The sequence below is a fragment of the Mycobacterium sp. IDUB_21 genome, from assembly GCF_055419425.1.
The window spans coordinates 211,704-224,466 of sequence record NZ_JBVAXQ010000006.1; the positions used below are offsets into that span (position 1 = coordinate 211,704).

The window sequence follows — 12,763 nt, forward strand, 5'->3', positions numbered from 1 at the left end:
GTAGCACTGTCGGCCCAGCCGGCGCCACACCCGGCAGCACCAACACACCCGGCGGAGTCAGCCCAGCCGCCAGCACAACCACTGCCAGCAGCGGAAACAGCAGCAGCGCTAGCGGTAGCTCAGCCGGCACAGTCGGCAGCGGCGGGAACGGTGGGAACGGCGGTGGCCCAGGCGGCGACGCTGGCGGCGGCTCAGCCGCCACAGTCGGCGGCGGCGGGAGCGGCGGCTCAGCCGCCACAGTCGGCGGCGGCGGAAACGGCGGCGGTAGCGGCGGCTCAGCCGCCACAGTCGGCGGCGGCGGAAACGGCGGCGGTGGCGGACCGCTCGACAGTGCGACGATTGCCCCCGCAAGTGGCGCAGGCATTGGAATGCCCTCCCCAGCTTCGAGCGGAGGAGGTGGCGCCGGGTCGCCCCCACTGTCATCCATGGCCGGCCTCGGCGGGGGAAGCGGCGGCGGCCTGAGCCAACCTCTCGGCTCCGGCATTCCCGGAGGCCCATCTGGGCCCGGCGGGCTGGGCGGCCCGCAACCACCGTTGGCGCATGGCGGAATCGATGGCTCTGGGCTCTCGCAGTCGTCAGCTCCCCAGGTTTCCCCGTCGCCATCGTCGACGCCGATGGCCGGCGGCTTGCTCGGCAACCTGAACCATCTGGCCGGCTCCAGCCCGGAGGTCGCCCCAACAGCCCCAACTACCGGCGCGGCGGTGACGCCCACGCCAGCGACGCCACCCATGACAGCCGGGCCGGCCTCGGTACCGTCAGCACCGATCAGCGCCGGTCCAGCAGCACCGTCGGGTCCGCTGCCCGGGTACGGGGCCGACCTACGCCCGGGGGGGGCCGCGGCCCCCGCCGCACCGGCAACGCCCGCTGGCCCGGCGGCCCCGACGCCACCTGCTGGCAGCCCCACAACCCCAACCTCCGGTGGGACTACAGTCGGCTCCTCGGGCGACCGTCCCGCACCGGGCAAGCCGGGCTCCGGCGCGCCCGGGCAATCGGGCGCATCGGTGGCCGGCAGCATGGGAGCTGGTGGCACCGCCGGGGCCGGGGCCGGCACCGCGGCTAGACGCCTGGCCGAACACCAGGACTTGCAGCGCACGCTCGACGGCGTTGCCCGCCAAGCACCCAACCTCGCCTGGGCGGCCGGATTGCGTGACGACGAGACCACCACCGTGCTGGTCACCGACCTCGCCGGCGGCTGGATTCCCCCTACGGTCAAGCTCCCGCCCGGGGTCACCCTGCTGGATCCAGCGCACCGCCGCCGTGACACCAGTGCGGTCGATCTGCTCGGTGCGGTGATCGCCGCGGCGGTCCACCAACCGAACACCTATATCACCGAGGCCGGCCCGCATGACCCGATCCCGGGGGCTGGGGAACGCGCCCGCTACGGCCAACAGGTCGATGAACTCGGCCCCACCCTCATTGACGCCGCCGTGGCCAACACGCGGTTGCCGCGGATCGTGCAGACCGTCGCACAAGCGATGGCCCGCAGATCCGGCGTCGCCGATAACGAGATCGAACTGTTCCGGCAGGTGGTCAGCAACGCCGCAACGCGAGTACTGTCGGCCTATCCCGAGCACACCCTTAAGGACGTCGCGGACTGGATGCTGTTGGCGGCAATCGACGCCCTCATTGACGGAAGCGAAGAGCTGGCCCGCTACCACCTAGCCTGGCACGAAACGGTGGCGGAGCGGCATGGAGGTGTACTGCGATGACGGGCGACAAAATCGAAGTCAACCCCATGGACTATTGGGACATTCTGCGCGGCCTACCCCCTGAACCGATCCCAACAGGTCCGGCGCACTTGGGTGGGCAAAGTCCAACCGACTTGACCGCCGCCGCGTTCGGTTTCACGACCAACACGGACCTACCCGAGACCAACACCCAAGTCGCCACTGACACCGCCGAACGCAAAGCGGGCGCCGGCGACGCCATGCAAAAATTCGCCACCAACGAGGGTGACGCGGTATCGAAGTTCCAGGACGTCGCCGGCCAGGGCGACGCCGCAATGGCACAGCAGGACCCCATGAGCGGGGCGATGCAGGGCATGAATGGCGCGATGCAGGGCATCACCAGCGCACTCAGCGGCGCGCTCGGTTCGGTGAGCAAGCTGCCGCAGGGGCTAATGCAGGCCGGCCAGGGTGCGCTGTCGCCACTGATGAGTGCCGCGCAGTCCCTGGGCAAAGCCGGACTCGGCGGCGCGTCACTGGCCTCAGACATCAGCCCCGACCCCGGCGGTTTGGGTGGCGGTGACTTCGGCTCGGGCGGCGGAGGCGGCGGACTGGGCATGGGCACCACTCCGGCCAGCAACCTCGGCCCGCCCCCGGTTCCGGGGACCTCGACGCCGACGACTCCTACCAGCTCGATGGCGAATACCGGCTCAGCCGGCCCCGCTGGCGGCAGTCCTGCCGCCGGCGGCGCGGGTGGTGGCGGGATGATGCCGATGATGCCGGGCGGGGCGGGCGCCGGCGGCAAGGGCGGCAAAGACGACAAGGCCGGCGAGAAGCGCATCGCCGCCCCCGGGATTCCCAACGGCCAACCCGTCAAGGGCCGCACCACGGCCCCGCCGAACGTACCGGTGACCAAATCCGTCGCCAAGGACGCCGGCCAACCCGGTATAACGCCGCTGAAACGCATTGTGGACAAAAACGACTCGTCGAAGTGACGCGTCGGCAGTACCGCTGATCGGCCAGATTGTCGTCAGCCCTTTTTGGCGGGATCGGCGGTGCAGGTGGCCAGGAAAATTTTGCCGTCCTGCGCAGCGACCTCGGCAGGATTGAGCCAGCCGACATTCTGGAACCAATAGGTGTCCGCCGGGTGCTGATCCGATCCCCGGATCACCTCGCCAAGATCCGTCGTCGAACCCCAGAATGTAAGGCCGCCGTAGATAGAGATTCGCATCGACGCCTGGCTGCGCCAGTCGAAGGCCACCGGCAGCGACCTGGAGACCACCAACCCGGGCGGGTAAGGCCCGCCCAGAGTCAGATATTCGACCTTCGCCTCCTTCTCGACGCCCGCGGTAAGCACCAGTTCGGCTCTGCCCGGCTCAAAGGCGAACGTGAAACGGGTTCCGACGCACGGTGATCCGGTCCAGACTCGAAGCTGTCCGTCGCTGACCCGGGCACCGAACGCCGGCCGCAATGACGGCGCGAACGGTGCGCTGGGATGCCAACCCTGCTCGGTACGACAGCCGGCCGCCAACACCGCGAGCAACGCGAGCAACGACCCGACGCGGCGGGTCACTGTGAACCTGTATTCACTCGGGGATCGGTGCAGGTGGCCAGGAACGTCTTGCCGTCCTGCGCGGCGACCTCGGAGGGATCGAGCCACCCGATGTCTTGGAACCAGTAGGTGTCGGCCGGGTGCTGGCCGGATTCGCGGATCACCAGGGCCAGATCGGTACTCGTACCCCAGCCGTCAGAGTCACTGGCAACCGAGATGCGCATCGACTGCTGGCTGCGCCAGTCGAAACCATCGGGAAGTGGCCCGGAAACATCCAGGCCCGATGGATACGGTCCGCCGACGGTAACGCGCTCAAATGTGACACCCTCGGCGGAGGACGCGGTCAGGACCAACTCCGCCCGGCTTGGTTCAAAGCTCAGCATGATCCGGGTGGCACGAAGGCAAGGCGATCCGGTCCAGATCCTCAGATGCCCGTCCGTGACGCGAGCTCCGAACGCCACCGGATGCGGTGGCCCGAACGAAGCGCTGTTCCAGGGATCACAACCGCAGATACCCAGCAACACGACAGCCAACGCGACGAGTGCACGGCCAGGGCGGATCATTCGTAGCCGCCATCGTGGAGGCCGGCATCCTTTTCGAACCAATTGGTCCCGCCGAACACCTTCACTCGTGCGGCCTCCGCCAGGTATGCGACGGTCATGCGTTCTGTGCCCAATCTGGCCCACTGTTGGGAGTGCCGCTCCTCGTGATGCAGTACTCGGTCCAAGTCCAAGCCGATTTCGGCCGGTTGGCCGCCGACGTCGTACCAGGAATGTCCGGACCCCACGATTTGGCGAAGCTGCTGGGCCGGATCAGCAGAGTGATCGATATTGACCATGAAGATGTCCCCGTAGGTGGTGCCGCCTTGTTGACTGAATTGGTCCGCGACCCAGCTGCCGCCCAGGCCCATGAGCATGCCGTTCGGCGTAGCGACAAATCGCCCCCCTGCATGGTTCATCGCCCATGCGTTGACATAGCTGCCGTCATTTGCATTTTGACGGTCGGCGATTCGTTTCACTTCGGCGGCGGAATACGGCGTCTCCTTGAAGTCCTTCGTCCCGGGCGCGGCCCCATAGTCCGTGCCTGCGTTGAGGATGTAGGTCATCAACGTCGCTTCACGCATCGTTCTCGGGCTGGCGCCCTTGGGGAAGAGGAAAAACGACTTGCCGTCCGGATCCTTGATCTCCTCCATGCCGTCGAGGACTTTGAAACTGTCCGGCGTGATGTGCTGTTGTCGCGCGATATCGACGATGTCCTCCGGCGAAACACCCCGGCGCTCAGCGTTTTCGAGCCACCGCTTGTAATAGCCGCCAGGGCTGGGGCCATCGAGCAGGCCGGCGTCACGCAGCGCTTGCTCGTACTTGTTCACCGGGTCCTGGGCACCCGGTAGCGGCTCGCCAGGTCCGCCGCCCAGCTTTACACCGCCCAGCGGATAACGCCCTGTCAACGCCTGCACCCGCGCCGCGCGCTGCTGGCTATCCGCGGCGGCGTCGGCGACGACCTTGTGGATCTCCCGGGTTTTGCCGGTCAGGTAGGCCTGAAACTGCCGCGCGCCGGTCGGGGTATCCAGGCCTCGCCAGGTGGCGGCGGCTTGGCGAATCTCGGCTTCAAGCGCGTCCAGTCGCCCCCGCGACAAGAGCTTGTTCTGGTGGGCGCCGCGCAAGATCCCCTCAAAGGACCGGTCGAGCTCCACCGCCGTCGCCAACCGCCGCACCAACTGCTCTTCCTGTGCCCGGGCGGCATCGGCGAACGCGCCGAGCTCGTTGGGCATGCCAGAAATCTAGCCCTCGACCAACTCGTGGACAATTCATCGACGCGTAGCTAATGCGGTCATCGACAACGTGGTTGGGGACTCAGGTTGCGGAATTGCCGGCACACCGACCCCTGCCAACGGATCAGCCCTCGTCTGAATCGGCGGCGTCTGGCCCGTTCAGGTCAACGGGTCGCCGCACATCAACCAAGTCGTCGATGATGCGGAAATCAGCGGTGTTGTGGGTGAGCAGGGGCACGCCCGTCACGTTGGCGGTGGCGGCGATGGCCAGGTCCACCGCCCGACGACGCGGCTGTCCACCGCGCTGGCGCACTGCGGCGGACAGTCGGCCCCACTCCCGTGCGATCTGGACGCTCATTGGCAGGGGATCGAAGGTGGCTTCGATCGTGCCCAGTCGTGCGACTCGTCGGGCACGTTCCTCGTCATCGCTGGCGACCAGAACACCGAAGTGCAACTCCGCGATCGATGCCACACTGATCGCCGCCTCCACTTCGGGCGGTGGGTCGGCGGCGATCAGCACTGAGGTGTCGAGCAGTACGCGCATCGACTAGGCGAACGGGTCGGTGAAGTCGCTGGCAAAGTCGTCGAGGTCGGCCGCCAGGGTCCGCGGGGCGGCGGTGGCCCAAACCTGCCGCAACTCCGCACCGGAGACCCACTGGCGGCTAGCGGTAGGGCCGAGTTGGGCGACCGGCCGGCCTGCGACGGTGACCACGATCTGTTCCCCCGACTCCGCGCGGCGCAGCACCCCTGCCACGTTGTTGCGAAGTTCCTTCTGGGGAATGACTGCCATGCCATCACGGTAGCAGAACTGCTACCGTGATGCGTTCCGTGAATACTGCCGATTCCAGTCGCATTCGGGCGTCGCCGACGACGGACGTGCGGTCGATGTTCAGTGATCCGTTTTAGCCGGATCAGCAGTGCAGGTAGCCAGGAACGTCTTGCCGTCTTGGGCAGCCACCTGCGCGGGATTCAGCCAGCCGACGTCCTGGAACCAGTAGGTGTCCTCGGGATGCTGCCCGGATTCGCCGATGACCGTCGCGAGATTGGTGTGCGACCCCCAGCCGCCGAAACTGTAGCGACCGCCGTAGATCGAGATGCGCATCGACGCCTCGCTCCGCCAGTCGAAACCCTCCGGCAGCGACCCGGCGAGCATCAAGCCGGGCGGGTAAGGCCCGCCCAGTGTCAGATATTCGACCTCCGCCCCCTTGTCGGCAGAAGAAGTCAGCAGCAGTTCGGCGTCGCTCGGCTCAAACGTGAAAGCGAAACGGATCCCCACGCAGGGTGATCCGGTCCAGACTCGAAGTTGTCCGTCGCTGACCCGGGCACCGAACGCCGGCCGCAAAGACGGCGCGAACGGCGCGCTGGGATGCCAACCCTGGTCGGTACGACAGCCCGCCAGCAACACCACGACAAACCCGAGCAACGCCCCGACGTGGCGGATCACTCGTAGCCGCCGTCGTGCGGGCCGGCATCTTTTTCGAACCAATTGGTGCGCGCCCGGCCGGCATCGGCGAAAGCACCCAACTCCTGCGGCATAGCGCAGAAACTACGCGCATCGGCGTCATCGCGTCACCGGCGGTGACTGGTTCCCGCAGGCTGAGGCCAGTATTGTCGTCGCGGTGCGGTCATCGCGTCGAAGGAGCCGAAGGGGTGGCAGGGCATGCCGCTGAGTCTGTCGAGCCGGGACCAGAACTCCGGGCACCTCTTCTACAACCGTCGGCTGCGAGCGGCCACCACCAAGTTCTCGGTGCGCATGAAGCACGACGACCGCAAGCAGACCGCCGCGATCGTGCTCTCCATCGTGTTGATCTTCATCGGTATGGGCTGGATGATGCTGCTGAATGTGCTGCGTCCGGCCGGAATCGTGCGGACGTCGGCGATCGTCGGCGACCGCGACTCGGGCGCGATCTACGCCCGCATCAACGGCCGGCTGTATCCGGCGCTGAACATGACTTCCGCACGGCTCGCCGTCGGCAACGCCGAGCTGCCCACCTGGGTCAAGCCCGCGGAGATCGGCAAGTACCCGACCGGCCCGATGATCGGCATACCCGGAGCGCCGTCGGCCCTGATCGCCAATACGGGCGCTCCGTCGGCCTGGGCGGTCTGCGACACCGCAGGTTCCCCGCGCCGGGCCGAGCCGCCAGTGGTGACCGCGATCGCGGGATCGCTGACCCACTCCGGCCGCGCAGCACCGCTGGCCTCTGACGCCGCGGTGCTGACCCGGTTCCAGGGCGCCACCTATGTCATCTGGGGCGGCAAGCGTTCCCAGGTGGATCCCGCGGATCGGGCGATCACGCTGAGCCTGGGTATCGACCCGGGAACGACGGTCCCGGTGGAGATGTCGCGGGCGCTCTTCGACGCGCTGCCCAGCACCGAACCCCTGCGGGTTCCGCTGATCCCGCTGGCGGGCACCCCGTCGCAGTGGGTGCCCGGGTCGCAGGTGGGGGCGGTGCTGGAGACCCGGACGTCTGGCGGTGGCTCGCAGTTCTATGTGCTGCTGCCGGATGGGGTGCAGAAGATCACCAGCTTCGTGGCCGACCTGATTCGTAGCGCGAACTCGTTCGGATCAGTGGCGCCGCTGGTGCTCAGTCCGGACAAGCTGGTCAATATCCCCGAAGTGGGCACCCTGCCGGTCGAGTACTACCCGAACAGCCGGCTCAAGTTCGTCGACACGGCCGCCGACCCGACGACGTGCGTCGGCTGGGAGAAGGCTTCCGGCGACCGCCAGGCCCGAATCACCCTGTTCAACGGGCGCGGGCTGCCGGTGTCGCCGGGCATGGACAACCGGATCGTGCGGCTGGTGCGCGATGACCGCACGCCCGGATCCGTGGTGGCCAACCAGGTACTGGTGCTGCCGGGCGCAACCAACTTCGTGACCTCGACCAGCGAACTGCTCGAGTCCGATTCCCGCGAGACGCTGTTCTGGGTGTCCCCCAACGGGGTTCGGTTCGGCATTGCGGGAGAGGACGAAACACTGCGCGGCCTCGGACTGGACCCGGCGTCGGCGCAGCAGGCACCGTGGCCGCTGCTGCGCACCTTCGCGTCCGGCCCGGAACTGTCCCGCCATGCCGCACTGCTGGCCCGCGACACCCTGGCGTCCACCGGCGCGGTGACGCCGGTGGCACCCAATAACCAGCAGACCATTCCCGGAGGACACTGACCGATGTCCAAACGAGCATTCGTTCCGGTCCGCCTCAATGTTCCCGAGCCCAAGCCGGTGCGGGTCGCCCCGCGAGCACCCGACGCCCTGCCCGAACGCGAGCCGCGCAACCTGTGGGTGATGATCGGCCTTCCCGCCCTGGTGGTCGCGCTGATCGGCACCATCGTGATGCTCTACGTCTCCGGTGTGCGCAGCTTGGGCTCGGGCATGTTCCCGATGGTCGGAATGGCAGGCCTGGGCATGCTGATGTTCTCCGGGCGGTTCGGCCGGGCACGCAAGATCAGCTGGGGCGAGCAGGAGAAGAACCGACGCAGCTATCTGCGTTCCCTCGACGGCGAACGCGACGAGATCCAGAAGGCGGTCTGCGCCCAGCGCAATGCACAGGAGCTGGTGCACGCCAGCCCGCAGGGGCTGGGTGCGGTCATCGGCGGACCGCAGATGTGGGAGCGCCGCCGCTCCGACCCGGATTTCCTCGACGTGCGGGTGGGCGTCGGTGTGCAGCACGCTCCGGACTCGGTGCTGTCGGTGCAGTGGCCGGAGATCCCGGTCGACGAAGAACTGGAGCCGGTCACCGGCCAGGCGCTGCGCGACTTCATCCTCGAACAACGCAAGATCCGTGACATCGCCAAAGTGGTCAATCTGCGCTCACGCCCGGGTTTCAGCTTCGTCGGCGAGGACCTCGACCGGGTCCGTTCCCTGCTGCGGTCGGTGCTCAGCGCACTGGCGGTGTTCCACAATCCGCTCGACGTCAAGGTGATGGTGGTGACCCGGCATCCCGAGCTGTGGTCCTGGATGGTGTGGTTGCCGCACAACCAGCACGACGAGCTGTTCGACGCATGTGGATGGCGCCGCCTGGTGTTCACCACCCCCACCGAGCTGGAGTCGACGCTCGGCGCCGACCTGCACATGAAGGGCAAGCGCGGCGCGTGGCGGCCGCAGTCGACCCCGAGTCCGACGACCATGGGGTCGGCGCTGGAGACCGGTGGTGACGGGCACGATCTGGGGCCGCACTGGGTGATCGTCGACGACAACACCGGCAGTCCCGAGGCGTGGGAGAGCGTGATCGGACGGGTCGGCAAGGAGGGCATCACCGTGCTGCGGGTGGCCTCCCGGCTCGGCACCGGTGTCGGCTTCGCCCGCGACGAGATCTTCGAGGTCGCCGACCATCCGGTCCGGCACAGCCACGCCGAGGAGCCCACCCACCGCAGGAACGGCCGGGGCACCGAGCCGACACAGCCGCCGATGCTGCGCGCCGGCGGCAAGTTCTTTGCCCACGCCGACCAATTGTCGGTACCGCGCGCCTACCGCTACGCCCGCGCGATGGCGCGTTGGTCGCCGACGGCCAGCGTGGACGTCACCGACTCAGGCAGCGGCGCCCTCGAACTGCTGCGCGCACTGGGAATCGACGACGCCCGCGAGCTGAACGTGGACCGGCTGTGGGCCGAGCGGCGCAGCCGCGGTGACGAGCGGTGGGCCGAGATCCCGGTGGGGGCCAAACCCAATGGCGAGTTGCAGAATGTGGTGCTCCGCGCAAAGGACTTCGGCGGCTTCGGCTTCCACTCGGTGGTGGTCGGCACCAGTGGTTCGGGCAAGTCGGAGTTCTTCCTCTCACTGGTCTACGGCATCGCGCTGACCCACTCGCCGGAGACCTTCAACGTGATCTTCGTCGACATGAAGTTCGAGTCCGCAGCCCAGGACATCCTCGGAATCCCCCACGTGTCGGCGGCGCTGTCCAACCTCGGCAAGGACGAACGCCACCTCGCCGAGCGGATGCGTCGGGCGATCGACGGCGAGATCGCTCGGCGCTATCGGCTGTTCAACTCGGTCGGCGCGCGCGACGCCAACGACTACGAAGAGATCCGATTGGCCGGCCGCGACCTGGAACCGGTGCCGATCCTGCTGGTGGTGATCGACGAGTACCTGGAGTTGTTCCAGAACCACGGCAAGTGGATCGACCTGATCATCCACATCGGCCAGGAGGGCCGCGGCGCCAACGTCTTCTTCATGCTCGGCGGGCAACGCCTGGATCTCTCGTCATTGCAGAAGGTCAAGTCCAACATCGCCTTCCGGGTCGCGTTGCGTGCCGAGTCCGGCGACGACAGCCGCGAGGTGATCGGCTCGGATGCCGCCTATCACCTGCCGTCGAAGGAGAACGGCTTCGGCCTGCTGAAGGTCGGTCCGCGGGATCTGGACCCGTTCCGCTGCTTCTACCTGTCGGCGCCGTTCATCGTGCCCAAACGCAAGGCCTCGACCGGCAAGACGCTCGACATGACGCTGACCAAACCCCGCATGTTCACGTGGCAGTACCAGCCACTGGAGGAGGCGGACGCCCAAGCGCTGCAGGACATGTCGGCCACCGACGCCGAACCCGACGAGTTCCTGTTGCACCCCGACGGTTTCAAGAAGAAGAAGATCGTCGACGTGCTGCGCGAGTCCCTGGTCGCTGCCGACCGCAAGGCGCCCCACCTGCCGTGGCTGGCCCCGTTGGAGGTCTCCGAAGCGGCCGACACCCTGGTGGAGCTTTATCGGGGCAAGCCCTGGGACGTCGACTACGGCCGCAACACCGGGCTGGTGTGGCCGCTGGCCGTCAAGGACATCCCTGAGGACGCCCAGCAGCTTGTGCACTGCGTGGACGTGCTGCGAAGCAACATCATGGTGGTCGGGGCCAAAAGCCGCGGCAAGACGACGACGCTGATGACGCTGATGTGCTCGGCGGCGCTGATGTACTCCCCTGCGCGGCTCACGTTCTTCTGCGTCGGCGGTGCCACGCTGGGCTACGCCGAGACCCTGCCGCATGTGGCCGACATCGTCTCACCGGCCGATCGCGAAGGCGTGGAGCGCACCGTGGCGACCATGGCGTCGTTGATCAGCGCACGCCAAGACACGTTCCGTCGGGACAAGATCGACATCAACGAGTTCCGGGAGCGTCGCTTCGGATCCGGCGGCGCCGGCCTCGGCGGCACCGACGCCGGCGACCCGTACGGCGACGTGTTCCTGGTCATCGACGACTTCTCCGACCTCTACGCCACCGACACCGTCCTCGGTGACCGAATCATCGCACTCAGCGGTGTCGGCCCGGAATACGGCGTGCACTTGATGACCAGCGCCTCGGGCTGGATTCACGGCCAGCGCCAGACCTTGCTGCAGAACTCCGACGTACGGATCCAGCTGCGGCTGCAGAACCCGGGCGAGAACGAGATGGGCACCGCCTCGCTGGACGCGCGCGATGCCGCCAAACGCACCGTGAACCGGCCCGGTTTCGGGCTCAGCGAGTCCCTACACGAAATACTCATCGGAGTGCCGGAACTGGTGGCCGCCGACGGTACCCGGATCGGCACCCGCGACCTGGGTGCCCGGGTCGCCGAGGTCGCGGGCGTGACGAAGCACGCCACCCTCAAGCGGCTTCCGCCGGCGGTGGCGCTGTCGGAGGTGCTGGCCTACGACGTTACGCAGCGGCCGCCGGCAACTTCCGCTCCGTCGATCGCGTTCATGATCGGTGAACAGCACGATCTGCTGCCGGTACCCCTCGACCTGACCGAACACCCCGGGATGATGATCCTGGGCCGTGCACTGTGCGGCAAGAGCGCCACCCTGGCCGCGATCGGCGAAGCTGTGATGGCGCGCTTCAGCCCGCAGCAGGCACAGATCACGATCATCGACCCGAAGACCGGGCCGCTGCGAGACCTGCAGGGCCCGGACTACGTCAACACCTACGCCTACGACCAGGACGAGATCGACGAAGCGCTCACCATGCTGGCGCAGCAGGTGCTGCTCCCCCGGTTGCCCGCCAAGGGCCTGAGCCAGGAGGAACTGCGGGCGCTCAAACCCTGGGAGGGACCGCGCCATTTCGTGCTGGTCGACGACGTTCAAGACCTGCGGCCGGCGCAGATCCATCCGGCCAAGCCACCGGTGGGTGCGGCACTGTGGAAGTTGATGGAACGTGGCCGCCAGATCGGGCTGCACGTGTTCGCCACCAGGAACTCGTCGAACTTCGGCCAGTTGGAGATGGACCCCTGGGTGAAGACGCAGCGCAGCGCTAAGGTGCCGACTCTGTTCATGGACAACGACCCGCAGAACAAGGTCAACCGGATGGTGCGGGCTCAGGCGCTGCCTGCCGGCCGCGGCCTGCTGGTCAACGACTCCGAGGTAGAGGGCGTGCTGGTGGGCGTGCCGTCATCGATGATCCACAATTTCGAGCAGCAATAGCCGTTTTTTAAGTCGGTGAAGTGACGCAGGCCTCCCCTTCGGTTTAGGATCTTTTCCGGACTTGCCAACGTCGGCATATCAGCGATGAGGCATCGGGAGGAAACGACATGTTCTCTGTAGAACCGGAAGCGGTCCTGGCGTCATCGGGCGTCGAAGCGGGGATCTCCGCCGAAACGCAGGCGGCCGCCGCCTCGGCCAGTCCGGGACTGCTCGGCGTGCTGCCGATGGGTAACGACCCCGATTCCATCGCCTTCCACGCGGCCCTGCTGGCTTCCGGCAGCGAATACCTGGGCATCGTCGCCGAACATTCAGCGCAGCGCGGGCTGTTCTCCGGCACGCAGGCCAGCGCGGCGGGTGTCTACGGCGCTACCGAAGCGCTGCGAGCCGCCGCCGTCGCACTCGGCGGCTAG

11 protein-coding genes are annotated in these 12,763 nt (G+C 67.4%); 5 read left to right on the forward strand and 6 right to left on the reverse strand.

Translation table 11 applies throughout. From position 1 onward, the window contains the following. Positions 1–1,001 precede the first annotated feature (1,001 nt). Both ACZYY4_RS11830 and ACZYY4_RS11835 read left to right on the forward strand, forming a co-directional pair. A complete protein-coding gene (locus ACZYY4_RS11830) occupies positions 1,002–1,709 on the forward strand; it encodes a DUF5631 domain-containing protein (protein ID WP_463810161.1) in 708 nt (235 codons plus the stop codon). Beyond that, on the forward strand, positions 1,706–2,659 hold the full coding sequence (locus ACZYY4_RS11835) for a hypothetical protein (RefSeq protein WP_463810162.1): 954 nt from the start codon (positions 1,706–1,708) through the stop codon (positions 2,657–2,659). Before ACZYY4_RS11830 ends, ACZYY4_RS11835 begins: the two co-directional genes overlap by 4 nt. A 35-nt stretch (positions 2,660–2,694) precedes the next feature. On the opposite strand, the gene ACZYY4_RS11840 is transcribed toward ACZYY4_RS11835, so the two are convergent. From ACZYY4_RS11840 to ACZYY4_RS11865, 6 genes are all read right to left on the reverse strand, one after another. Then, positions 2,695–3,237, reverse strand: a complete 543-nt coding sequence (locus tag ACZYY4_RS11840) for a hypothetical protein (protein WP_463810163.1) — start codon at positions 3,235–3,237, stop codon at positions 2,695–2,697. Beyond that, complete coding sequence (locus ACZYY4_RS11845; RefSeq protein ID WP_463810164.1) at positions 3,234–3,779, reverse strand: hypothetical protein; 546 nt, start codon at positions 3,777–3,779, stop codon at positions 3,234–3,236. Before ACZYY4_RS11845 ends, ACZYY4_RS11840 begins: the two co-directional genes overlap by 4 nt. Further along, positions 3,776–4,987, reverse strand: a complete 1,212-nt coding sequence (locus ACZYY4_RS11850) for a DUF4226 domain-containing protein (protein WP_463810165.1) — start codon at positions 4,985–4,987, stop codon at positions 3,776–3,778. Before ACZYY4_RS11850 ends, ACZYY4_RS11845 begins: the two co-directional genes overlap by 4 nt. Positions 4,988–5,111: 124 nt before the next feature. Further along, positions 5,112–5,531, reverse strand: a complete 420-nt coding sequence (locus tag ACZYY4_RS11855) for a PIN domain-containing protein (RefSeq protein WP_463810166.1) — start codon at positions 5,529–5,531, stop codon at positions 5,112–5,114. A gap of 3 nt (positions 5,532–5,534) precedes the next feature. Then, positions 5,535–5,777, reverse strand: coding sequence for a type II toxin-antitoxin system Phd/YefM family antitoxin (locus ACZYY4_RS11860; RefSeq protein ID WP_463810167.1), 243 nt, complete (start codon positions 5,775–5,777; stop codon positions 5,535–5,537). Positions 5,778–5,876: 99 nt separating this feature from the next. Further along, entirely contained in the window at positions 5,877–6,431 is a 555-nt protein-coding gene (locus tag ACZYY4_RS11865) for a hypothetical protein (RefSeq protein WP_463810168.1), read from the reverse strand. 216 nt (positions 6,432–6,647) lie between these two features. Between ACZYY4_RS11865 and eccB the strand changes: the two genes are divergently transcribed. The 3 genes from eccB to ACZYY4_RS11880 all read left to right on the forward strand — a co-directional run bounded on the left by eccB (position 6,648) and on the right by ACZYY4_RS11880 (position 12,763). Beyond that, on the forward strand, positions 6,648–8,147 hold the full coding sequence (gene eccB, locus ACZYY4_RS11870) for a type VII secretion protein EccB (RefSeq protein WP_463810169.1): 1,500 nt from the start codon (positions 6,648–6,650) through the stop codon (positions 8,145–8,147). A 3-nt stretch (positions 8,148–8,150) separates the two neighbouring features. Further along, on the forward strand, positions 8,151–12,353 hold the full coding sequence (eccCa, locus tag ACZYY4_RS11875) for a type VII secretion protein EccCa (protein ID WP_463810170.1): 4,203 nt from the start codon (positions 8,151–8,153) through the stop codon (positions 12,351–12,353). A 107-nt stretch (positions 12,354–12,460) separates the two neighbouring features. Beyond that, positions 12,461–12,763, forward strand: coding sequence for a PE domain-containing protein (locus ACZYY4_RS11880; protein WP_463810171.1), 303 nt, complete (start codon positions 12,461–12,463; stop codon positions 12,761–12,763).